This window comes from Chryseobacterium taichungense (genome assembly GCF_900109935.1).
GTDB classification, from domain to species: Bacteria; Bacteroidota; Bacteroidia; order Flavobacteriales; family Weeksellaceae; genus Chryseobacterium; species Chryseobacterium taichungense.
In genome coordinates, this window is sequence record NZ_FOBV01000008.1 from 72,571 (window position 1) to 97,295 (window position 24,725).

20 protein-coding genes are annotated in these 24,725 nt (G+C 39.0%); 11 read left to right on the forward strand and 9 right to left on the reverse strand.

What is annotated here, in order from left to right; all coding sequences use genetic code 11:
- Positions 1–70: 70 nt before the first annotated feature.
- On the reverse strand, positions 71–748 hold the full coding sequence (locus tag BMW64_RS16285; RefSeq protein WP_090001032.1) for a YceI family protein: 678 nt from the start codon (positions 746–748) through the stop codon (positions 71–73).
- Between the two features lie 486 nt (positions 749–1,234).
- Between BMW64_RS16285 and BMW64_RS16290 the strand changes: the two genes are divergently transcribed.
- Entirely contained in the window at positions 1,235–3,358 is a 2,124-nt protein-coding gene (locus BMW64_RS16290) for a Tex family protein (protein ID WP_090001034.1), read from the forward strand.
- 60 nt (positions 3,359–3,418) lie between these two features.
- Here the strand turns inward: BMW64_RS16290 and BMW64_RS16295 are convergent, their stop codons facing one another.
- The 3 genes from BMW64_RS16295 to BMW64_RS16305 all read right to left on the reverse strand — a co-directional run bounded on the left by BMW64_RS16295 (position 3,419) and on the right by BMW64_RS16305 (position 5,783).
- The gene (locus BMW64_RS16295) at positions 3,419–4,258 is read right to left on the reverse strand and encodes a GLPGLI family protein (RefSeq protein WP_090001036.1); all 840 of its coding nucleotides are present in this window, start codon (positions 4,256–4,258) and stop codon (positions 3,419–3,421) included.
- A 24-nt stretch (positions 4,259–4,282) separates the two neighbouring features.
- Positions 4,283–5,428, reverse strand: coding sequence for a hypothetical protein (locus tag BMW64_RS16300; protein ID WP_090001038.1), 1,146 nt, complete (start codon positions 5,426–5,428; stop codon positions 4,283–4,285).
- A 178-nt stretch (positions 5,429–5,606) separates the two neighbouring features.
- A complete protein-coding gene (locus tag BMW64_RS16305) occupies positions 5,607–5,783 on the reverse strand; it encodes a histone H1 (RefSeq protein ID WP_042720556.1) in 177 nt (58 codons plus the stop codon).
- A 275-nt stretch (positions 5,784–6,058) separates the two neighbouring features.
- Here BMW64_RS16305 and BMW64_RS16310 point away from each other — a divergent pair, with 275 nt between their 5' ends.
- From BMW64_RS16310 to BMW64_RS16350, 9 genes are all read left to right on the forward strand, one after another.
- Positions 6,059–6,532, forward strand: coding sequence for a Dps family protein (locus tag BMW64_RS16310; RefSeq protein WP_090001040.1), 474 nt, complete (start codon positions 6,059–6,061; stop codon positions 6,530–6,532).
- Positions 6,533–6,601: 69 nt separating this feature from the next.
- Positions 6,602–7,297 (forward strand): LytR/AlgR family response regulator transcription factor, encoded by a 696-nt coding sequence (locus BMW64_RS16315; protein ID WP_090001042.1) that lies wholly within the window; start codon positions 6,602–6,604, stop codon positions 7,295–7,297.
- Positions 7,298–7,346: 49 nt separating this feature from the next.
- Positions 7,347–9,560 (forward strand): hybrid sensor histidine kinase/response regulator, encoded by a 2,214-nt coding sequence (locus tag BMW64_RS16320; RefSeq protein WP_090001044.1) that lies wholly within the window; start codon positions 7,347–7,349, stop codon positions 9,558–9,560.
- Between the two features lies 1 nt (position 9,561).
- On the forward strand, positions 9,562–10,617 hold the full coding sequence (locus BMW64_RS16325) for an NADH:flavin oxidoreductase/NADH oxidase (protein WP_090001046.1): 1,056 nt from the start codon (positions 9,562–9,564) through the stop codon (positions 10,615–10,617).
- Between the two features lie 246 nt (positions 10,618–10,863).
- Complete coding sequence (locus BMW64_RS16330; RefSeq protein WP_090001048.1) at positions 10,864–11,415, forward strand: putative antibiotic biosynthesis monooxygenase; 552 nt, start codon at positions 10,864–10,866, stop codon at positions 11,413–11,415.
- 977 nt (positions 11,416–12,392) lie between these two features.
- Positions 12,393–13,427 (forward strand): cupin domain-containing protein, encoded by a 1,035-nt coding sequence (locus BMW64_RS16335; protein WP_090001050.1) that lies wholly within the window; start codon positions 12,393–12,395, stop codon positions 13,425–13,427.
- A 33-nt stretch (positions 13,428–13,460) separates the two neighbouring features.
- The gene (locus BMW64_RS16340; RefSeq protein ID WP_090001052.1) at positions 13,461–13,922 is read left to right on the forward strand and encodes a redoxin domain-containing protein; all 462 of its coding nucleotides are present in this window, start codon (positions 13,461–13,463) and stop codon (positions 13,920–13,922) included.
- Position 13,923: 1 nt separating this feature from the next.
- The gene (locus BMW64_RS16345; protein WP_090001053.1) at positions 13,924–14,439 is read left to right on the forward strand and encodes a DsbA family protein; all 516 of its coding nucleotides are present in this window, start codon (positions 13,924–13,926) and stop codon (positions 14,437–14,439) included.
- A gap of 133 nt (positions 14,440–14,572) precedes the next feature.
- On the forward strand, positions 14,573–15,394 hold the full coding sequence (locus BMW64_RS16350; RefSeq protein WP_090001055.1) for an alpha/beta fold hydrolase: 822 nt from the start codon (positions 14,573–14,575) through the stop codon (positions 15,392–15,394).
- A 374-nt stretch (positions 15,395–15,768) separates the two neighbouring features.
- Here the strand turns inward: BMW64_RS16350 and BMW64_RS16355 are convergent, their stop codons facing one another.
- The 3 genes from BMW64_RS16355 to BMW64_RS16365 all read right to left on the reverse strand — a co-directional run bounded on the left by BMW64_RS16355 (position 15,769) and on the right by BMW64_RS16365 (position 18,717).
- Entirely contained in the window at positions 15,769–16,257 is a 489-nt protein-coding gene (locus tag BMW64_RS16355; RefSeq protein ID WP_090001057.1) for a MaoC family dehydratase, read from the reverse strand.
- A 31-nt stretch (positions 16,258–16,288) separates the two neighbouring features.
- The gene (locus BMW64_RS16360) at positions 16,289–17,110 is read right to left on the reverse strand and encodes an alpha/beta fold hydrolase (RefSeq protein WP_090001059.1); all 822 of its coding nucleotides are present in this window, start codon (positions 17,108–17,110) and stop codon (positions 16,289–16,291) included.
- 170 nt (positions 17,111–17,280) lie between these two features.
- Positions 17,281–18,717 carry an SDR family oxidoreductase gene (locus BMW64_RS16365; RefSeq protein WP_090001062.1) on the reverse strand — a complete coding sequence of 479 codons (1,437 nt, stop codon included), beginning with the start codon at positions 18,715–18,717 and terminating at the stop codon, positions 17,281–17,283.
- Positions 18,718–18,986: 269 nt separating this feature from the next.
- On the opposite strand from BMW64_RS16365, the gene BMW64_RS16370 reads away from it, so the two are divergent.
- Positions 18,987–20,219 carry a YaiO family outer membrane beta-barrel protein gene (locus tag BMW64_RS16370; RefSeq protein ID WP_090001064.1) on the forward strand — a complete coding sequence of 411 codons (1,233 nt, stop codon included), beginning with the start codon at positions 18,987–18,989 and terminating at the stop codon, positions 20,217–20,219.
- Positions 20,220–20,224: 5 nt separating this feature from the next.
- Here the strand turns inward: BMW64_RS16370 and BMW64_RS16375 are convergent, their stop codons facing one another.
- Positions 20,225–23,659, reverse strand: coding sequence for a sulfatase-like hydrolase/transferase (locus BMW64_RS16375; protein WP_090001066.1), 3,435 nt, complete (start codon positions 23,657–23,659; stop codon positions 20,225–20,227).
- The gene (locus BMW64_RS16380; RefSeq protein ID WP_143052716.1) at positions 23,653–24,720 is read right to left on the reverse strand and encodes a HEAT repeat domain-containing protein; all 1,068 of its coding nucleotides are present in this window, start codon (positions 24,718–24,720) and stop codon (positions 23,653–23,655) included. Before BMW64_RS16380 ends, BMW64_RS16375 begins: the two co-directional genes overlap by 7 nt.
- Positions 24,721–24,725 lie beyond the last annotated feature (5 nt).

Consider the following 24,725-nt stretch of genomic DNA (forward strand, 5'->3'; position numbering starts at 1 on the left):
CTTTTCAATTTACCATAACAAAAAAGCCACCTTAAAAAAGGTAGCTTCCACGATTTTATATCTAACAATATTATTTTTTCGCTTTTACATCAACAGCGATTTCGATGTCTTTGCTGATCATCCATTCTGCAGGATCGGCTTCGGAAGTACCGAATTTGATCCCCCAGTCAGCTCTGTTCACTGTAAACTTAGCCTGGATAGACGCTGAAGTATCCGTTACATCCACTTTCGCAGGGAATGTTACATTCATCGTTTTTCCTGACAACGTAAGGTTTCCACTCACGGTTTTGTTAGCTCCTGCAACAGCATCTTTTGGTGCTTCTTTAAGATCCGTTACACTCGTGATTTTAAATTCTGAAGTCGGATTTTTCGCGGTATCGAAGAAATCAGGAGTTTTAAGGTGCTTTTCAAGATCTTCCGGCTTTTTATCTTTTTCGGTTACCGAAGCGGGATCTACTTTAAGAGAGTTCATATCAATAACGAAATTTCCTGCTGCTACATTTCCGTTTTCTACGCTAAGATCACCTGACTTTACCATTAAAGTTCCCCAACGAGGAGCCATTCCTCCTTTGTGGAAAGCTTTCCAGTTTACCACAGACGCTGCTGTATCTACAGCCAATACTTCTCCTTTACTTTCCGCAACTTTCTGCTCTGTAGATGTTGCTGCATTTTCAGCAGTTTTTTCTTTGTTACACGACGCGGCAAGAAGTCCTACTCCTACCAATGCAATGACACTCAATTTTTTCATATTATCTAATTGTTTTAAAAGTTTATTATGATGAACAGCTGAAGTTTTTCAGCATATTTAATAGCTCATAATTTATGATATCCAAAAATAGAGAACCTGAATCTTGAACATCTTATCATACATCAATAAATTTAATTTCATTGAATTTTCTTAGAACCTGTTTAAATTTTACTAAATAAATTTTTTATAGTTTTTCTTAATTTTCTAAATTAAATAAACTTTGTTTATTCTTTAATTAACATTAAGAAATCTTTAGATTCGACGTAGTCAATTTCAGTAAATCAAACTCTATTTTAAATTAAGAAATCAATTAATTGATTTTTATTAAGTTTTTAAGCTAAAGGGTCTTAATTCCTTAATGTTAAAAAATAAATTATAAATTTAAATAGGCTCTTATGATAAAAAAGCTAAAATATAAAAAAGTTGCCGAATGCAGAATACTTTACCAAGATTAAAAATGATTATTTTAGCCGCTTAAATTTTACAATGAACGCCACACGCTATATCCATCAGGCTCTTGATATTTCAGAAAAAAGCATTTCCTCTACTCTTCAGTTGCTTGCCGAAGACTGTACCATTCCTTTTATTTCCCGGTACCGCAAAGATAAAACAGGAAATCTCGACGAGACACAGATCGAGCAGATCTCAAAAATCAATAAGCAGTTTGAAGAAATTGTTAAAAGAAAGGAAACGATTCTAAAGTCAATAGAAGAGCAAAATGCCCTTTCCTCCGAATTAAAACAACGAATTGAAGAAAGCTATGATCTGCAGGAACTTGAGGATTTGTATCTCCCTTTTAAAAAAAGGAAAAAAACAAAAGCGGATGCTGCCAAAGAAAAAGGACTGGAACCCTTAGCCAAAATAATCATGAGCCAGAAAGCTCAGGACTTATCTTTTTTAGCTTCAAAATACCTCAGCGATCAGGTAAAGACTGAAGAGGAAGCCCTTCAGGGAGCAAGAGATATTATGGCGGAATGGATCAATGAAAATATGTATGTCCGTAAGAATCTCAGGAGAATGTTCCAAAGGAAAGCAGTGATCACTTCAAAAGTAGTAAAAGCGAAAAAGGATGAAGAAGAAGCCCAGAAATTCTCGCAGTATTTCGAATGGGAAGAAAGCCTGAACAGAACACCTTCTCACCGTTTACTGGCCATGCTGAGGGCTGAAGCGGAAGGTTTCGTCAAGACCAATATCGGGATTGACAAAGATGAAGCCATCGAATTTATTGAAAATGCCATTATTAAATCCAATAACGAAACAGCCGGGCAGATTTCTCTGGCCATAAAAGACAGCTACAAAAGACTACTGGAGCCTGCCATTTCCAATGAAACCCTGCAGGAAGCCAAAGAAAAAGCAGATAAAAAAGCCATCGAGATCTTTTCTGAAAACCTTACCCAGCTGCTTTTAGCGCCTTCTCTCGGGGAGAAAAGAATTCTGGCGATTGATCCCGGTTATAAAAGCGGCTGCAAAGTTGTTTGCCTCGACGAAAAAGGTGATCTTCTGCATAATGAGACTATCTATCCGCATGCTCCACAGAATGAATCCGGGATGGCGATGAAGAAAATCCGCTCTATGGTGAATGCTTATCATATTGAGGCCATCTCTATCGGAAACGGTACAGCAAGCCGTGAAACCGAATTTTTCATTAAAAAAATAGCATTTGATAAACCGCTGCAGGTCTTTGTGGTTTCTGAAGCCGGCGCATCCGTGTATTCTGCCAGCAAAATTGCGAGAGAAGAATTTCCAACGTATGACGTAACTGTTCGTGGAGCGGTTTCTATCGGGCGGAGATTATCAGATCCCTTAGCAGAGCTTGTTAAGATCGATCCGAAATCCATTGGTGTCGGACAATACCAGCATGATGTAGACCAGACCCAGTTGAAGAATGAGCTGGATTCTACAGTGATGAAGTGCGTTAATTCTGTCGGGATTAATCTGAATACCGCCAGCAAATCATTATTAAGCTATGTCTCCGGTATCGGCGAAAAAATGGCAGAAAATATTGTGAATTACCGTTCAGAAAACGGGGCTTTTGAAGACCGGAAACAGTTGAAAAAAGTTCCAAGGTTGGGTGAAAAGGCCTTTCAGCAGGCTGCCGCTTTCGTGAGAATCAGCAATCCGAAAAATCCGCTGGATAATTCTGCCGTGCATCCCGAAGCCTACGGAATTGTGGAGAAAATGGCGAAAGATCTGAAAATAACGACTCCTGAGCTAATCGCCAGCAAAGAGAAGATTTCTCAGATCGACCCTGAAAAATACATCACGGAAGATATCGGAATATTAGGAATTAAAGATATTTTAAAAGAGCTTGAAAAACCGGGGTTGGATCCAAGAAAAGCAGCCAAAGTTTTTGAATTTGATCCGAATGTGAAAAAGATTACCGACCTTAAGATCGGCATGATCCTTCCTGGGATCGTCAATAATATCACCGCTTTCGGATGTTTTGTAGACTTAGGCATTAAAGAAAGCGGACTCGTACATATTTCCCAGCTCAAAGACGGCTTTGTCTCGGATGTGAACGAAGTGGTCAAACTTCACCAGCACGTTCAGGTAAAGGTTACGGATGTGGATGAGGCCAGAAAAAGGATACAGCTGAGCATGATTCTGTAATCCATTAAAGATTTAACTAAAAAAGACAGCCGGTAACAATAAATATTACCGGCTGTTGTCTTAAAGTTCTGAAGGATAGCGTATCGCTGTATCGATCTCTATAGGATTATTGTACTTCCGGATCGATTCCCTTAACCTTTCATTTATTTCCCGGCTGTTGTTTTCACCGACAAGAGTACCGTCGTTCAGATAATATTCTTCATTTGATCTTGTAACTCCTGCAGAATTCCTCAGATAATTTACCGGGGATGCATAATATTTTAATTTGGCTTCCTTGTATTTTTCATCATTAACCATTACACTTCTGCTTTCCATATACTGAATAAACTGGTTCACATATGGTTTTGACAGTTTCTGGTTCTTAACCAATTCAAAATGATAATCGTTTTTATCATCATAAAGCTCCACGATCAGTCCCGGAAGGCCATGAAATTTATACGGTCCTTCCTGAAAAGGTATTTCCGGACTGAACCATGCAATCCAGTTTCTTCCGCCCCAGCTGGTAACAGCTTTCTGAACAGAGAGTTCTTTAATCTGCTTTTTTTCACCGGTCAGCTTCCAGTTTTGGGCAGCGTTTGCGACACGCTTAAGAACAACACTTTCCAGAACATCATAATCATTATAAGTACTGCTGCCCTGCTGATGGGAAATAATACCTGAAGTATTGAATTGCATATCCTTTCCAAATGGAATATTATTGGTAATCAGAGAATCACCGACATAAAAATCCCGGGGATAATATTTAACCTCTTTCTGATCAATATCCAGATGGTAGTTTTCTTTGGTCATCAGATTCTGGGTAGAATCTTTCCTGTACTGCACATCGTAAATAAAACGGTGAGACTGCGCTTTAATTCCCAAACAGCCTGTGATCCATATAGAGATAAGGATGATTTTCATTGGTAAATTTTATGTAAATGATAATTAATTCTCGTTAAGAAAAGCCTGCTCTTCCCGTGAGAGCAGTATCCCGGATTCTTTATCTTCTTTTACCGGAATGTTTTCCCAGATGCTTTTGGTGAAATCAATTCTTGGCTCAAGACCTTTTTTATCAGATTTTGAAAAAGTGTGATAAATGGTTTCCGTGGTAGATTTTCGTTCTTCCTCCTTACCATCATACCTGATGAAGAATTTATCCGATACTGTTTTCTTTAAGGCAGGAAGGTATTTTCCATCTTTTTTATAAAAATCGTAAATGAGCTGCACATCACCAAATTGAAATTCATATTCTTTTCCTTCAGTATTTTTTCTTTTGTAAGGAGCTAATCCTGTCTGTTGGTGAAGGACCTCAAAATACGTAATCACTTTGTCTGCCTTATTATAGTGCATTTCTCCTTCTATGTTGATACCGTTCTCTGTTTTGATCCGCATACTTATAAGCTGCTCCTCGCCATCATCAGAAAGAAGACGCCCGGAAAACTTTGTGTTTTTCGTATTCATGGTCAACAGAAGTCTGTAGATCTCAAAGCTGAAAAAATAATCCCCCATTTCGGCATGGGAAAATTCATTGGTTTTAGCATTAAAAACTCCTTTGCTGTTGCTCTTCAGATACTTCACATTATTCAGTTGCATCTGTAGAATATCATCATATTTTTTGCGGAAGCCGTCCCTGAAATTATATGCATTGCTCTTGCTCCACAACTTGGCATCGGCAATGACCAGAAAGTAGAGTTTGTTATTACTGAAGCTTTTAGCCTTATACGTGACATCATATAGTGACGGTTGGTCGTAGTATCTTTTATGGTAGTTTTTTTGAATATCTTCAAATATTTCTTTAAGATCCACATCCACTATTTTTACTTCTTCAATATCAATAACAGCAGGTTTTAAAGAAATGATATCCTGATAAGAATTGGCCTTAAAGGTCTTATATCCTGCCGCTGATACTTCAAAACCTTTTGCCGCAGCCTCTAACGGCGCATAGCCGTCTTCATTGGTATAGACCAGCTGATCTGCAAGGATAATTCTCGCTCCACTAACGGGCTTTTGAGTTTCAGCGTCAAGAATCTGTATTTTCTGTGAATACGTTAAAATCGAAAAAAATAAGGAAAAAATAAGAATCTGTTTCATACATGGCATTAATTGCGGCAAATATAAAAGGAAACCGCATACAATTCAACAGACTTAGAATTATTTTAATAATTTTTAACCTTTTAAAATGTTTTTTTTATTATATCACTGCTAAATCCTAAGAAAATTTAACAGTTAGTGTAAAAAACAAAGCCGGCTCAGTGAGCCGGCTTCATGATTATTTTTTAGATTCTTCAACAGAAACTTTTCTGAATTCTTTGAAAAGTTTGCTAAGTTCTAAAGCTGATTTACGAGCTCTTGTTCCAGCTGCTTTGTTTCCTTTTTCTGCTTGTTGGTTTGCTTCCGTTGCAAAAGCTTCAAATTCCGCGTTGATTTTTTCAATTAATTCTTTCATTATTTTTAAAATTTAGGCTGCAAATATATGTTTTATGGCAATTCCAGCCTAATAGAGACGAAAAAATTTATATTAATTCATTAAAATTCATCCTTTCGGTTTGCTTTCCATTTATTTTTTAAAGTAAAATTTCAATTTTAATGTTTTTTATCCGTCACTCAACGATTCATTTTGCCCGTTCACCGAAATCTGTTCCATTTTACCCTGATTCCTGCAGAACTTTACATCAGAAAAAAAGAGCAATAATGCTCGCACAACTTTAAATATTTCACATCATGAAAGCAAGAATCGGACTTACAGAAAAAAACGCAGACACTGTTGCAGCAGAATTGGCAAAATTACTGGCAGATGAGTTTGTACTTTACACCAAAACAAGAAACGCCCACTGGAATGTTACCGGTGATAATTTCCACGCGATGCATATTTTCTTTGAAAAACAATACACCCAACTGGAAGACCTCATCGACAGCGTTGCAGAACGTATGCGAAAAATAGGACATTACGCTCCGGCCACCATGAAAGCGTATCTTGAGCTTACCCATCTTACAGAATACAGCGAGCGGACCAATGACGGCTTAGGCTATATGAAAGATCTTCTGAGCGATCATGAAAGCATTATCGATTTTCTCCGCGGGAACATAACCCCTTTTGCAGAAAAATACAAAGATTATGGCACCAGCGATTACATTACGGGCCTTATGGAAACCCATGAAGAAATGGCGTGGATGCTCCGTTCCTATTTCAGGTAACCGCTATCTTCAGGCATAAATAAAAAAGGAATTAAGTATATTTGTGTCTATCATAAATAAACTATTCCTATGAAAGCTTTAATCGTTGATGACAATGATATTGCCAGAATGACTTTAGCACACCTGGCCAAGCAGATTCCCGGCCTTAGCATTGTCAAAGAATATTCCAATGCTATGGAAGCCTATCTTCACCTTCAGAATGATCCTGTAGATCTTCTGTTTCTCGATATTGAAATGCCGGAAATGACCGGGATTGAGCTGACAAAAAATCTTTCCGGAAGAGATACGATCATCATTTTCACCTCTTCTAAAAAGGATTATGCACTGGAAGCCTTCGAACTGAATATCGCGGATTATCTTCTGAAGCCTGTTACGCCCGCAAGATTCCTGCAGGCGGTCGGTAAGGCACAGGCTGTTATCGAAAGCAGAAAGGAAAATATCCAGATCAATAAAGACGAGTTTCTCTTCGTTAGAGATTCCAATATTACCAGGCGTCTGAAGCTGGCTGATATTCTTTATGCAGAAGCGATGGGCGATTATGTAAAATTTTATACCCTGGAAAAGGCATTTGTGATCCACGGGACTATGAAAGCTGCGGAAGAACGTCTGCCAAAAGACATTTTTATCCGTGTACACCGTTCTTATATTATCGCCGTCGGAAAGATCGACACCCTTCAGGACGGCGGCATCATGATCAATGGGAAATTCATTCCGGTAGCTGATGCATATAGAAAGGCGCTTAATACAAGAATGAATGTTTTCTGACCAGGTTTGATCAGATTGTTTAAAACAAATCATCATTTTTAGTTTATTTATGATAAAGGTAACTGCCGTAATGGGCAATAAAAAGTTCCGTTATTTCATCATACTCAGCTTCATTGCGGGAAGCATATTGCTGATCGCGGTTCAGATCAATTCGGCACGCAATACAAAGGCTCTTATTCAAAACAATAATACATTGCTGAATGAGCTGCGTTCCAGCAATCATCTCAGAGAGATCGACCGGGACATTCTGGGTGTTGAAAGCCGCATCAGAGCTTCTATTGCCACCAATGACACCACTCACCTGGAAGGAATAGATGATAAGATCAACCAGATTGAAAATTTCCTGGATTCCCTTTCCAAAGATAATAAGGATGCAGAAGAAGAACGGTTGATCCATCGGCTCAGTGTCCTCGCCATGGAAAAAAAGGATACAAAGAATAAGCTGCTCCACCGTTACCTTACATTGGGCAATATGGATGACAATACCTCCATTGCCAATCCCCGCGCCAGAAATATCTCCAATGAGATCACCTCCATTACAGGAAAGATCTATGAGAGCCGCAAGCAGCATATGGTACAGCTCAGCAGGAAAAGTGAAGAAATGGGCAGGAAGGCAAGACTGTATGATATGTCCTTACTTGTACTATTGGTTTTAAGCGGTGCCATTGTAGGATTTCATATCCTGAGACAGTTCCGCAGACAGTCTGTACTGATCGAAGAGCTGGATATTGCAGAAAAAAAGGCTTCAGTTGCAGCTCAGACCAAAGAAAACTTCCTGGCCAACATGAGCCACGAAATCCGTACTCCGTTGAGCGGTATTTTAGGTTTCACCAATTTATTGCAGAAAAGACCGCTGGATGAAACGTCGGCACAGTTTGTTTCCTCTATTCAGCAGTCGGGAGAAAATTTAATGACCATTATTAATGACATTCTTGATCTGTCTAAAATTGAAGCAGGAATGATGCGGATCACATCAGGAGTATTCAGCATCAACGGCCTGGTTGATTCTGTGAAAACGCTTTTCCTTGAAAGGGTAAAAGAAAAGAAACTTACCATTTCGGGCAGTGTAGATCCGTCAATTCCGGATACGCTAATCGGTGATGCGACAAGACTTACGCAAATTATGGTCAACCTCATCGGCAATGCCATAAAATTTACCCGACAGGGAAGCATCAGCATTGAGGTTTATATCAGAGAAAGATCAGGAAGTACGATTGTTCTCGGCTTTAAAGTATCAGATACCGGAATTGGAATTGAAAGAGAAAAGCTTGACGAAATCTTTGAAAGATTTAACCAGGGAGAAGATTCCATCACAAGAAATTACGGAGGTACGGGGCTCGGACTTTCTATCGTGAAGCAACTGATACTTCTTCAGCATGGAAATATCGAAGTGACGAGTGAGCAGGGCAAAGGAACTACATTTGATTTTTATATTCCCTACACCATTGCCGAAGAGCAGCTCGAAAACACCGCATCCGTTGACACCGGTTACTTTAAAGACCGTTCGAATATTCCTTTAAAAGTTTTGGTTGTTGATGATAATGTCATTAATCAAAGCCTGATGAATCATCTTCTGCTCCAATGGAATATTGATTTTGATATCGTATCCAACGGTGCTGAAGCGGTAGATTACCTCAGAAAAAATCCGTGTGATCTTGTCCTAATGGACATACAGATGCCCCAAATGGATGGCTATACCGCTACTGAGCAGATACGTGACGTACTGAAACTTGATATTCCGATCATTGCTATGACCGCCCACGCATTAGCCGGAGAAAGGGAAAAATGCCTGAGTCGCGGAATGAACGAATATCTTTCAAAGCCTGTTAATGAAGAAGAACTCTTCAGGATTATTTCCGGGTTCGGACTGGAAAATTCGGAATATAAAAAAGTAAAAGCCGAAGCTCATATTCCTGAATACCAATATATCGATCTCACTTATATGAGGTCTGTAAGCGGCGGTGACCAGAGCTTTGAGCATCTCGTTACAAAACAGTTTACCGAAAAGATTCCGCAGCATTTGGAAGAGCTTCTGAAAGCCTATAAAGATGAAGATTTTGCCATTCTAAAACTCCGTGCGCATGATCTGAAATCCAGTGTAGCCATAATGGGACTTCTTCCCTTGCTGGAAGAAAAGCTGGACATCCTCGAAAAACCTAATGAACATCAGCATGTGCTGAATCAGACACTTAATGAAGTAAAAAATATACTCGTATCATCACTTCAAGAAGCAGAACATCTTTTAACCTCACAAAACAATTAAAATGAACTTATTTTCTCCATTATATCTCCGCAGCCTTACCCTGAAAAACAGAATCGTTGTATCGCCGATGCAGCAATACAGCGCTAACAATGGTATTCCCGGCAATTGGCACCTTGTACATCTCGGCAGCCGTGCCGTAGGTGGTGCAGGACTGATCCTCACCGAATGTACCGCTGTTTCTCCGGAAGGACTTGCCACCCTGAACGATGTCGGCATCTGGAACGACGAGCAGCAGGAAGCCTGGAAGAACATTGTAGATTTTGTCCATGAGCAGGAAGCTAAAATAGGCATACAGCTCTGGCATTCCGGGGGTAAAGGAAGCCTGAGACATCCTAACCAAAGAATGAAACCATTAACTGATGAAGAAGGTGCCTGGACAGTAAAATCTTCTTCCGCTACGGAAATCAACGGGGTAATTCCACAGGAGATGACGGTAGCTGAAATTCATGAGCTTACCCAAAAATTTGCTGATGCGGCAATGCGTGCTGTGGAAGCAGGCTTTGATACGATAGAGCTTCACGCAGGACATGGATATCTTTTCCATCAGTTTTATTCCGCAGTGATCAATAAAAGGAATGATGAATACGGTGGAAGCTTTGACAACAGGATACGCTTTCTGGTAGAGACCGTTCGCGCAGTGAGAAAGGTCATTCCTGAAATTATGCCTCTCCTTGTAAGGATTTCTGCGGTAGATTATATCGACACCCCCGAAGGATGGACCTTGGAAGACAGTGCTGCCCTTTCGGAAGTTCTGAAAGAAAATGGTGTAGACCTCATCACAGCTTCCGGCGGTGGATTTACCAACGTAAGCAAAGACAAAGTATTTCCCGGTTATCAGGTTCCTTTTGCTGCTGCCATAAAGAAAACAGGAATTCTGACCGGTGCCGTCGGAATGATCACTGAAGCACAGCAGGCGGATGAAATCATTACCTCCGGAAAGGCAGATCTTGTCGTGATTGCCAGAGAACATCTGCGGGATCCGTATTTTGCTATTCATGCGGCTAAGGAACTGGACGTTGAAACCGAAATTCCGTGGCAGTATCAGAGGGCGTTTTAAACTCTTGTGAATTTTAAATTTAACCACAAAAGGAGCAAAAGACTTTTCTTAAGCTTGAGATAACGAAGTTCTCAAAAGGATAAAGATCGAAGATTTTTTTTAAGTTATTGTTAGCTTTCTCACTTTTAATTATCAACTTTAAATAAAAGTTCAACTCATCTTTTGAGACTTTTGCGGTTATATAAAAGTTTAAACAGACTTTTCCGTAAGAATTCAAATACACAACCTGTAATTTAAATAAGAGATATGGAAAACCAGGGCGCGTCTGTAGTTATTACACATCATATACTTGACGGAAAACAAAAAGAATACGAAGGCTGGCTGGATGAGATCGTTCCCCAGACCAAACATTCTGAGGGCTTTATAGACCTTCAGATCGTAAGGCCGATTCCCGGTCTTACTTTTGTCTATACGGTCATTATCCGTTTCGACACCATTACCCATCTCAAAACCTGGATGGAATCGGAAAGCAGGAAAAAGCTTATTGAAAAAGCAAATCCTTTGTTCAGGAAAAATGACAATTATGAGATCAGATCCGGACTGGATTTTCTTTTTACTTCTGAAAGCACTACCGGTAAAGCGCCTGTTCGCTGGAAACAGTTTCTGGTGACATGGTCTGCCATTTATCCTTTATCACTCATCATTCCTCATTTTCTTCTGCCTTTGCTCAGATTACTGAATATCCCGCAGAATCATTATTTTGAAGCTTTATTGATCTCTGGAACTATCGTGTTTTTGATGGTATTTATCGTCATGCCGGTTTATACAAGAGCCATCAGGAAATGGCTGTATCAATGACAGACGATATTTTATGATACGTTTCAGCTTTCGGCTTCGCCGAAAGCTGAAACTTTTTAAAGTTCTTCAGCCGACCTAGTTGATTTCGGCTAAAGCCAAATGGAATTATGCAAAATTTAAACGGGCTGAAGCCCGTTCCTATTGATATTGCAAATTCATGATCCAACCGGGTTAACGTAGAAAAAACGGATTTCTGTTTTAGTTTAATCTACCAGTTTAGATTAAAATGGCTTTCTGTTTTAGCTTAATCTATCAGATTAGAATAAAATGGCTTTCTGTTTTAGTTTAATCTACCAGTTTAGAATAAAATGGTTTTCTGTTTTAGTTTAATCTATCAGTTTAGAATAAAATGGCTTTCTGTTTTAGTTTAATCTACCAGTTTAGAATAAAATGGTTTTCTGTTTTAGTTTAATCCGCCAGTTTAGAATAAAATGGTTTCCGGTTTTAATTTAATCTGACAGTTTAGATTAAAATGGTTTTCTGTTTTAGTTTAATCTATCAGATTAGACAAAAATGAGTTTCCTTTTGGATTAACCTGAGTTCGATATGATAAAGGATTTAAATCTTTTGAATTTAAAACAATACTTATCACTAGCGTCGGGCTTTAGCCCGATGAAGTTATAGCAGTTTATCATTGGGCTTTAGCCAAAACCTATCATAACTTCGGCTAAAGCCGGATGATCAGACCCTACCGAGTAAATGGGCTAAAGCCCATTTCTATTGATCACACACTCACTTGTATATCGAACTCACAATTAGTCTATGGCATATTATGAACAGACGATATTTCATTACCCATCACCTCTAGCGAGCTTATCACCTGGCAATTCACGGGAAATCAACTGCTTTTCAGATGATCATTCTCAACGAGTGTTTTTGCCTGTTCAACGAATAAGCTTCTGAAATATCATGATTATTGGCTAGCTTTACTATAATAAAAAAAAAAAGATCTTATCCGCCACCCTAAAAATAACATCATGAACACACTACGCTTTAAATATGAATTAGAAAAAAAAGAACCGCGCAGCAATGACGGTGGAACGACAAGAGGAGCTTCTGTAAAAGAGTTTCCGGCTTCTGTCGGTATTGCCGGAGTGTCGATGAGACTGCAACCCGGAAGTATGCGTGAACTCCACTGGCATGCCAATGCAGCAGAATGGGCTTATGTAATTTCAGGAAGTGTACGTACCACGATCCTCCATCCTGACGGTAAAAGCTATACCGATAATTTTGAGCCTGGCGATGTGTGGTATTTCCCAAAAGGCTACGGACATTCTATTCAGGCAACGGGAACAGAAGAATGCCATTTTATCCTGATTTTTGATAACGGTAATTTTTCTGAGGATCATACTTTCAGTGTTACCGATTTCATTTCGAGCGTGCCTCCTGAGATCGTAGCCCAGAATTTGGGGCTGAGTCTTGAAGAAGTAGCAGCGCTGCCGCAGAAGGAAGCATATTTTGCTGCAGGTCCTGTTCCGGATGAGATGTCGGCAATAGCTACGCCGCGTCCCGAAGAATCTGATATTGAATTAACGAATCTGCACCGCTATCCGCTGCATTCCCAGCAGCCGAGGATTATTCCCGGCGGGGGACTTCAAAGGCTGGTTAGCCAAAAAGAATTTCCCATCAGCACAACGATGGCAGGCTCAGTGATCGAGCTGCAGCCCGGCGCCCTGAGGGAAATGCACTGGCATCCGAATGCCGACGAGTGGCAGTATTATATTTCCGGGCAGGCGGAAATGACGGTTTTCCTGGCGGAAGGCACGGCAGTCACTGAACAGTTCGGAACAGGAGACGTAGGTTACGTACCGATGGGAGCCGGACATTATATCAAGAATACGGGAGACACCATATGCAAAGTATTAATCGGTTTCAACAGCGGGACTTACGAATCTATTAATCTGAGCGAATGGCTTGCCGGAAATCCTAAAGATGTGGTGATAACCAATTTTGGACTGGCCGATGGCGAAATTGAAAAATTCCCGAAAAAGAAGCTTTTTATTCAACCTTAAACATGATAATCACTAACCACTAAAAAATAAATTATGTTACAGAAAGATACCGTTGCACCCGATTTTACATTGTATGCAACCCCAGACCAGAAAATCACCCTCTCCGAATTTCGGGGAAAGAATGTGATCCTTGCTTTTTATCCTGCCGACTGGAGTCCTGTATGCAGTGATCAAATGGCCCTTTATAACGAAACGCTGAAATTTTTTAAACAATATGATGCGGAAATTTTCGGTATTTCCGTAGACAGCAAATGGTGCCACATGGCTTTTGCTCAATCGAGAAACCTGCACTTTCCTCTACTGGCAGATTTTGAAGCAAAAGGTGAGATCGCAAAACAATACGGCGTATACAATGAGGAAGAAGGGGAATGCAACCGTGCCTTATTTGTGATTGATAAAGACGGTGTTATCGCATGGAGCTACCTGTCTCCTACTGCTGTAAATCCCGGAGCAGACGGAATTCTGGACGCATTAGAAACCTTAAAAACAAAATAATATGTCACTAAAACCTTCAGTAAACAGTAATGACCACATTCAGGGCAACGCAAATGCCGAACTGGTCATCGTAGAATATGGCGATTATCAATGTCCGTATTGTGGAGCAGCGTATCCTGTTCTTAAAGAACTAATGAGAGAATTTGGAAATCAAGTTCAGTTTGTATTCAGAAATTTTCCATTATCGGAAATGCATCAATATGCAAGGCCGGCCGCTCTGGCCGCAGAAGCAGCCAACATACAGGGAAAGTTTTGGGAAATGCATGATGCGATCTACGAAAACCAGCAACAGCTGAATGAAAATCTGCTTACGGAAATCGCAGAAAAACTGAGCCTGAATATGCCACAGTTTAAAGAAGATCTGCAAAGCAGCAAACTTGCTGAAAAAGTAGATTCGGATTTTGAAAGCGGCGTAATAAGCGGGGTAAACGGCACTCCTTCATTTTTCGTCAACGGAAAAAAATTCAATGGTGGTGCAATGGATCTGCTTGAACTGGTAAGAGAGAATGCTATTTAAATATTTTTCAGGCTTTACGAACGAAATTAAACTAGATTAATTTCCATCAGGTTTGGCCTTAGTACATTTGCTAAAGAATTAAACAAAACAATTTTTTAAATCACAATATTAACAACATTAAAAATTAAACAAAATGAGTACACTTACATTAAAAGATGGAACAGAAATTTTTTACAAAGATCAGGGAGAAGGACCGGTATTGATGTTTCACCACGGGTGGCCTTTATCATCAGACGATTGGGACGCACAGGTAATTTTCTTCTTACAAAAAGGCTACCGGGTAATCGCACATGACAGAAGAGGTCATGGAAGATCCAGTCAGGATATTTATAACCACACGATTGAGCAGTACGCTTCTGATGCTGCCGAACTGGTTGAGTTTTTAGATTTAAAAGACGTGATTCATATCGGACACTCCACAGGTGGTGGTGAGGTAATCCGTTACATTAACAAATATTCAAACGGAAGGGCTAAAAAAGCAGTTTTAATAAGTGCTGTCCCTCCAATTATGGTACAAAGTGAAACCAATCCTGACGGTGTTCCAATTTCAGTTTTTGATGACATCAGAGATCAGACGTTGAACAATAGAAATCAATTTTACATTGATTTAACATTCCCTTTTTATGGTTATAACAGAGAAGGTGCGAAAGTTAAAGAAGGCGTACAGAGAAATTGGTGGAGACAAGGGATGATGGGTGGAATTGTTGCCCATTACGACGGAGTTAAAGCTTTTTCCGAAACGGATTTTACAGAGGATTTAAAATCTGTAGATATTCCTGTTTTGGTGCTTCACGGCGAAGATGATCAGATTGTACCAATCGAAAACTCAGCGATCAAGTCTGCTAAACTATTAAAAAACGGCAAGCTTATTACCTATCCAGGTTTCCCTCACGGTATGCCGACTACGGAGCATGAAACGATAAATAAAGACATCCTTGCGTTTATTCAGGATTAATTATATTTAAATCTATTTTCTAAAGAGTGTTTCTGATGATTCACTCTTTTTTATTTGAATTTTAATGATTGATTTAACGCAGACTTTGTTCCGGTTAAGTAATCAATAAATTGATTTTCATTAAGCTTTTTAAGCTAAGAAGTTTAATTCTTAATGTTAAAATAAATTATAAATTTAAACAGGTTCTTAATAAAGAATAAAGAAACATATCTTTTATTAGTCGAGCCTTCGGCTTGTGATTAAATTTCAAATGTAGCAGACACCATTTTATAGTATATTTAAGGTTACAGGAAAATTTTCATTCCTCATTTTGCTAAATAAAAAAGCCTTTAAAACTTAATTTAAAGACTTTATTCATTTTTTACTTTTAAAATTTATCTCTTCAGCAAGTATTTATGTTGCCCTTGCAGTACCAATTCTGATTTCTGATTGTAGACTTCTACTTTGGTTGTTACAATTCCTGTATTTCCTTTAGGTTCAAGATCAGTGATCGTAAGAGAAGAATACAGCGTATCTCCGGAATGAACTTCTTTTAAAAAGCTGCATGACAACTCTAAAAAGCTGATAAAAACATTCCCAAAATAATGCGGCAGCAAAGTCGCTCCGGGCGCAGTAAACGACAGTACCTGCAATCCGTGCACTACCGGCGCTTCATGACCGTATCTTTCGGCATATTCTTTATCATAATGGATAGGATGATTGTCACAGGATACCGTCTGAAAAGCAGAAGCGTGGGCATCTGTAAGGGTCCGGCTCGGAGCCCTGAAAACTTCTCCTACTTTCAGCTCGTCGAAACCACGTTGCGGAACAATAGAGAAATTTTCGGGATCAAAGGCAGACTGTTCAGTATTTAAATTTTCCATAAAAACGGTTTGGTGTTAATGAACAAATGATTTATTCTTTGATAAAATCCAAAAGATCCTTATTGATGGTTTCATGCTCTGTAGTCGGCATTCCGTGAGGGAACCCTGGATAAGTAATCAACTTACCATTCTTTAACAGCTTAGCAGATTTAATGGCTGAGTTTTCAATCGGTACGATCTGATCATCTTCACCATGAAGCACCAATACCGGAATATCTACTGCTTTAAGATCTTCTGTTAAATCTGTCTCAGAAAAGGCCTTAATTCCGTCATAATGAGCAACAATTCCGCCCATTAATCCCTGTCTCCACCAGTTTCTCTGAACACCATCTTTAACCTTCGCACCTTCCCTGTTGTAACCGTAGAAAGGGAACGTAAGGTCATAATAAAACTGATTTCTGTTGTTCAACGTCTGATCCCTGATGTCATCAAAAACTGAAATTGGAACACCGTCAGGATTGGTTTCACTTTGAACCATTACCGGAGGGATAGCACTGATCAGTACCGCTTTCTTCGCTCTTCCGTTAGAATATTTGTTTACATAACGGATTACCTCACCACCACCTGTGGAGTGACCGATATGAATCACGTCTTTTAAATCTAAAAACTTAACCAATTCTGCAGCATCTGAGGCGTACTGCTCAATCGTGTGGTTATAAATATCCTGACTGGATCTTCCGTGACCTCTTCTGTCATGTGTCACCACTCTGTAACCTCTCTGTAAAAAGAAAATTACCTGCGCGTCCCAATCGTCTGATGATAAAGGCCATCCGTGGTGAAACATCAATACCGGTCCTTCTCCCTGATCTTTGTAAAAAATTTCTGTTCCGTCTTTTAGTTTAAGTGTACTCATTGTTGTAATTTTTTTTGATTAATTATTAAATTCAAAATAGTAATTACAAAAAATGGTACGAATAATTTAAAACACTTTAAATCAACCATTTAAACAATTGATTAAATTCAAATTAAATACGAAATGTCGTAATATTATGATACCATTATTTTAATTTGGTAAAATTTCTTTTATTTTGAATGGCCTGTAAGTCTTTTCAGCATTCCTTTAAAAATAATTCCATGAAAAGGCAGCACCGAGTACCAATATAACCTTCCGGAAATTCCATGCGGACGAAAAACGGCTTTCTGCCAAAGCTTTCCTCTGTATATTTTAAACATCAGCCATGCTTCTCCGGGCAATTTCATTTCGGCAAAAAGAATTAATTTTCCTTCTTCACGGTTGGCATAGAGCACTCTCCAGAAGTCCAGCGCGTCGCCATCGTGAATGCGGTCGGGATGAGTGCGGCCGCGTCTTAAGCCTGGTCCACCTGCCAAAACATCCATGAAACCGCGTACCTTCCAGAGACTCTGCCCGTACCAACCGTTTTTTCCGCCGATGCTGAAAATTCTTTCGATACACTTTTCCCGATCATCGTAAGGTGCACTCCTCAGATCTGTAAAACATCCATAGTGAGGCACTTCCATAAAGTCTTTAAGGCTGGTATCTCTGCGGCTGCTGATAAAGCTGTCTTTCCAGCTGGAAACAATTTCATTGGCCTGAATCTTTGCTAACGTTCTTTTTAAAGCAGTTTCGTAAGAAAAAGGCTGTACTCCGGTAATTCGTTTTATTTCAGCAAGACTTTCAGGCCTGCAGATCACTTCGATCTTCATACTTCCTACCAGTGCCGTAGCCAGATTATACGACGTTGAGGTAATAAAATACAGCCAGTAGGAAGAAAGCTTTGGAGTCATTACAGGTAATGTGAAAATTTTTCTTTTCAGGTTTCTTATCCTTGCAAATTCCAGAAGCATTTCTTTGTAGGTGAGTACATCATCGCATCCTATGTCAAAACTCTGATGATAGCTTTCTTCTTTAAAGAGAACGAAGATCAGGAAATCAAGAACATTTGCAATTCCGATGGGCTGACATTTGGTATCCAGCCATCTGGGGGCTACCATCACCGGCAGTTTTTCGACAAGATCACGGATAATTTCAAAGGAAGCGCTTCCAGATCCTATGATGATTCCTGCACGGAGAACCGTAACCGGCACTTTAGATTCCATTAAAATTTTCTCTACCTGAAAACGTGAACCCAGATGCTTTGAAAGTTCTTTTTCATTAACGAGACCTGACAAATATACGATATGCTGACAATCCGTTGTTTCAATAAAATCTGTAAAATTTTCTGCACATTTCTTCTCAGAGTCTTCATAATCATCTGAGTTACTCATGGAATGCATCAGGTAATAGGCACCGGAAATATCTTTCGGAATATTTTGTAATGTTTCGGGCTTTAAAAAATCTACTTCTACCACTTCTATCAACGATTCATCAATATCAACATTTCTGGAGAAGCGGGTTGCATCACGGCAGCAGCAGACAACTTTGTAGCCCTGTGCGGCGATTACACTTATCATTCTTTTACCAATATATCCGGTGGCTCCGGTGAGCAGTATTTTTTTCATAAAAATGGATTCGATGAATTCTATTTTTTCAATCTCCGAAAATCATACCCTTTTTAAAGAATGGCCAAATATTTTTAATCTTGTCTAAATTAATGGTTAAATAAAAAATTTACTTTTAAATGATATGATTCAATTATTACAAAAACCTATTTACTATTTTTAGCAGAAAAACTATATTTTAGATACCCATAACTCTTTATAGATACAAAAAGTTCAATATATTTGCCTTAAGATAATTCATTAATATAAAAAGGCCTAAACATCATTTCATGAAAAAACATTTTGGATTTTTACTACTTCTATTGCTCCCATTTCAAGCTTATAGTCAGCAAGATATGTCTGCTGATGAATTATTTGTAAAAGCCAGAACAGCAGCATTTGACGAAAAGGATTACACAAAATCGATTGAACTGGCAAAACAAGCTTTACAGAAAGCACCCAATTATACAGATATTTCCGTTTTTTTAGGAAGAGTATATACCTGGAGCAAAGATACTGAGTCTGCAAGAGCGGTTTTTGAAGAACTCGGGAAAAGAGATGTTCAGGATGAAGATTATTTTATTGCCTATGCTTCGTTGGAATATTGGAATGATGATAATGCCAAGGCTGTTGAAATCGCAGATAAAGGATTGTCTTATCACCCACAATCTGAAGCGTTATGGCTATTGAAGGCGAGAGCTTATTACTCTGATAAAAATTACATAGAATCTGAAAAAGCGATCAAAAGCCTATTAGCCATTAATCCAAAAAATACAGAGGCCATCAGTCTGGCTGTGAAAATCAATGATCTTGCGGCTAAAAATGCCATTAGCATTAATTATAATTACTCACACTTTGATAAACAATTTGCAGATGACTGGCATATCGTAAGTGTGGGCTATAAGAGAGTAACGCCTATAGGATCGGTAATTCTGAGAGCGAACTATGCCAACAAGTTTGCCGAAAACGGTGCACAGTTTGAGCTGGAAGCGTATCCAAGATTATCGGATATGTTTTATCTGTATGTCGGAGCCGCCTATTCTAATGATGTCGGCATTTTTCCTAAATACCGTACAGGAGTTTCGTTAAATGCCAATCTTCCACACAGTTTCGAGGCGGAAATCGGTTACCGACAGCTGTATTTCAGCAATAATATCTGGATGTATACGGCTTCTGTCGGCAAATATTACAAGAATTTCTGGTTTAATATCAGAACGTATATTACCCCGGATAATAAAAATATTTCCCACTCGTATACAGGAACCATACGTTATTATACGAAAAGTGCACAGGACTATTTTGCCTTCCAGATTGGTACGGGTATCAGCCCTGAAGAATCCCGCAACAACCTTCTGGAAAACGAAACCTTTAAACTAAAAACCTTTAAAGTAGGCGGCGAATACAATTTCTCAGTTAAGAAAAATCTTTTCTCAGTGGGAACCATGTATTACAATCAGGAATACCGTCCTAATGAAAAAGGAAATCAGTTTGATATTACTTTAGGATACACCAGAAAGTTTTAATTCATTTACTTTGCTGCTTTTTTCATGAAATTGCTGTATACAGAATCCGGCATTATTTTCTGAGTCTGATAAAATTTGGAATTCATTCTTTTAAACTGATCAAAGCGTCCGTTTACTTTTTTCGCGATATCAGGATTATCATAGCTATCTTCCTCAAGATTGTTGAGAATGAAAAGCTTTCCGTCGTGGGTATAGTACTTTTCTGAGACAAAATCGGTGAGAAGAGTTTTACTCTGCATAATAGGATAATTTCCTTTATGAATATCCGTATCCTGCGTAAAGCCTTTTCCGATCCAGGTCACTGTAGAAGGTGTCCGCAGACTATAATTTTTGCGATAATATGCTAAGATGGATGGAGCCACATCAAAATGACTCACCGTTTTCTGGAATCTTTTTGGCGCTTTCAGCAATGGTGAATAAATCATCATTGGTACGTGGAAACGGTCTATTTTAGCCTGAATAAGAATTTCCGGCATACTGTGATCCCCGGTAACAAAGAAGATGGTTTTTGCAAAATCCGGTCTTTTACGGTAGTTTTCAAAGAACTTCTTCAGGGCATCATCCGCATTAAGAACTGAAATAAGCTGATCTTTGTATTCTCCTGCCCATTTTTTCTGATCCTGGGTCAAAAGATTCGAATTCATCTTTTCATTATACATTTTTTCATAATAATCTTTGTTATTAATCAAAAATGGATTGTGGGTAGACAGCGTCAGAATCATATTAAAATAAGGTCTTGCCTGAACTTTCTGCGAAGCAAGCACTTTACTGAAAACCGCCTGGTCTTCATACCCCCAACTTTCACCAGAGCTGCCAGAAGGAAGCTTACGATAAGGACTGCCATAGGATGCCAAATCTACAATATTATTCACTTTGCTGTACTCAAGGTAATCTCTGTAACGGTCAAAGGACAAATTACCTCCATAATAAAATCCGGTTTCAAAACCGTTTGACTTAAGAATATTAAAAAGATTAAAATGATCAGGTGTCTTTTCTATTTCCAGGAATCCGTTTTTACCAAAAGGCAAAGATCCTGTAAGTGAAGGTAAGGCTGCAAAAGTTCGGCCCGCCGTACTTAAACCATTTTCCCAAAACAAACTTTGACGTGAAAGAGAATCAAGGAAAGGCGTAAAATTACCAATATATCCTTTCGGAGAAGTATAGGCATGTCCAAATCCTTCCAGCACAACAAAAACCAGATTAGGAACTTCTTCAGATTTGTTTAAGTACGGTCCCAGAAAATCAGGAGTATCTTCTTTTTTCCAGAAAGGAAATGCCTCATTGAGCATATTTCCGTTTAATGCAGTATCTTCGTCGCCATTAAGCCATTCTGCAAGTTCAGGGTGATCACTGATAAAGTTTTCTTCATTAGCCTTAAAGAAGTAGGCCCATTTGCTTTTTGCTGCGTTCTGACTAAATTCGTTCGAATTATTTAATGTTTTTGAATGTAGAACATCAGACGGAATAAATAAAGCAATCAATCCTAAAGATAAAAATGCGACTCCAGGATAAATAGATTTAAACCCGGATCTTCCTGACATCCATAAAGGGATAAATGATATAGCCAACAAAATTGCCAGTAAAGCATAATTTTTAAAATTAAGCATACCACTCGCCTGCAAGATCTGTTTCATCTCTGCCTTGCTGTAATAGATAAGGTCGGCTCCCAACAGATTTCCTGTTTCTGAAAAATAAAGGAATAAAATATATTGCAAAACGACAACGAGCCCAAAAGCCAGTACAGCCAAAAATTTTGCCCAGCCTTCTTTAATGAAGTTAATAATAAGATATATAATCCCTAAGCCAAACATGAGTTCAAATGCAAACAGAATATTATCTGTAAACAGCGAACCTACCACCACAGAGGTATCTACTTTTGTGAACATGTATTTGTACCAAAGCCATTCTGCGGTAATTCCTATCAGAAAAAGAATGCTGAAAGTTGCAGCCAGCGCTCCCCACTTTCTGAATCCATGTTTAAGAATAGCCCAGATTCTTTCTTTTAAAGGTAAATTTTTTGTATTCTGGCTAAAGCCCTGCCTTGTCATCTCTCCCCAGCCGTGTGATTTCTTAAAATAATCAATAAAACCGTTTACTCCGGCTTTTACAACGATCGGATGGAAATAGAACGGCTCCGAAAAAGCGGTACCAATTAAGGCAAAAAAATCTTTTTTCTTACTGTAGACCTGATGACTGACCATATCGACCAATATTCCGTACACAGAATAGAGGAATCCTGTGGAGAGAACAAGTGCAAATAATACGAAAAAGAAAGGCCAGTTGATAATTCCTAAAATAAGGAATATAAAGAAAATGATATACCCTGAAAATTCTACCAATGGTCCCAGAAATTCAAAGAAGAACCAATACGGAAGACTTACCATACCAAGCCTCCTGTATTTTGGGTTGAACATCATTTTACGGTGTTTCCAGAGTGTTTCTATAGTTCCGCGCATCCAGCGGTTTCTTTGCTTTTTCAGGATATCTTTCGTTTCCGGAACTTCAGTCCAGCAAAGCGGATCAGGAATGGTAATGACTTCATAAGGCTCGTTGCGTTCTTCCATAAATTTTCTCATCCGCACGACCAGCTCCATATCTTCTCCTACGGTATTTCTGTCGTAACCGCCACATTCCAGAACAATTTTCCTGTCGAAGACTCCGAAGGCTCCCGAGATCAGAATAAGCCCTGAAGCTCTTGACCAGGCCATTCTTCCAAGTACAAAAGCCCTGATATATTCCAATGCCTGTGTTCTTCCCAATAATGTTTTAGGCATATTTACGCTCACTACCTTTCCATCCTCAATAACGCAGTTGTTGGCAAGACGGATCACACCTCCGCAAGCGATAATTTTCTTATCGGTCTGCTCAAGAAAAGGTTTAGCAAGCTTAAGAATTGCATCCTGTTCAAGAATACAGTCTACGTCAATACACACAAGGTATTCTCCGGAAGAAACGTTGATTCCTACATTCAGTGCATCTGCCTTTCCTCCGTTTTCCTTATCTACAACGATGAGTTTTCTGAAGGCCTGATTTTTACTTTTATAAATTCCCCTGATGGCATTGGTTTCTATTTTTCCCTGTACAAAGTAAGATACACATTCCAGATCGTAAGCTTCGATGAGCTTTTGCATAGAATCATCCTTACTTCCATCGTTGATAATGATGATTTCAAGGTTATGATAATAAAGAGAAAGTAAGGATCTTACATTTTCAACAATGGTCATTCCTTCGTTGTATGCAGGAGCCAAAAGACTGAAAACCGGCGCATTGGGATTGGATGCAATAATGCTGTAATCCGTAAAAACATTTTCTTTTTTATAGCGCAAAACAGCACCAAAGGCGTAAATTCCTACCCAACTGTAAATAATTGCAACGGCCGCACCATATAACAAATACAGCCAAATGACAACTTCGTATATAATGTGTGAAAACTCTAACATACTTTTTCCTGCAATGCGTATTTAATAATTTGAACTAATTCTTCAGATGCATCTTCATTCCGGGCGAGCTCCGACAAATATTCGCCATGTCCTAATGTGAAAAGAGCCTGTGCCGCATTAACCTTGATTCCTGATACTGCATCAGTTTCTGAAAGCTGCTGTTTAAGCATATCTGTACAGCACTGATCTTTTGATATTTTTATTACCCGCAGAATCTCGATACGAACCTCATCCGGCTGATCATAATAAACCCCTGACAGGTATTCGATCATCTGAGGATTTTCGAGCGACATCAATGTCTGTACAGCTTTTACCCTGACCTCAACCGATGCGGTATGGAGCAATTCGAGCACGCTGGAATAAAAAGATAGTAACTGAAACTTTTTTATTAATTTAAGCGTAAAAATAACTACCGTATTATTGGAACTTTCCAGCCATTTTCCAATGGTGGCTTCAGAATCTGAAGGTAAGGATGAAATGGAAAGCAGAAGCCTGAGCTGTTGCCATTCGGAAATTTTAGACGAAAAATTATCTAAAAAGTGTAACCCTTCAAATCCTTTGAATCTTACCATCGCGTATTGGGCTTCCTGATAGACCTGAACGGAAGGATGAGAAAGGAAAGTATCAATCTGCGGAACTGCTTCCTTGGCGTCCATCACCGTAAGCTCATGTATTCCTCTGGCAATAAGATGCTTTTTTTTCTGATTGAGTTTTTTGATGGCCTCTTTCTGAAGATCATATTCTCTGAATAAATCTTTTATTTTATTTTTTGCAGCTCCGGAAAACTTTTTTTCAGAGTCTACAAGTTTTTGTAAAAATAGATTACGGAATGATGGGTTTCTGGCGAGTGTATTAAAATAAGCATCTTCCGGCAGCTCATCATCTCCGTACACGATGACATCAGATATTTTTTTGTTGATAATTTGTGACCAGCCTGCTAAACGGGCCGATTGGTTATATTCTATGATATTGTAAATGAGCACAATGATAGCCAATACGACTACCAAAGACAACATGATAATAAAAATAACAAAAAGAAAATGTACTGATGTAACTAGCATTCTAT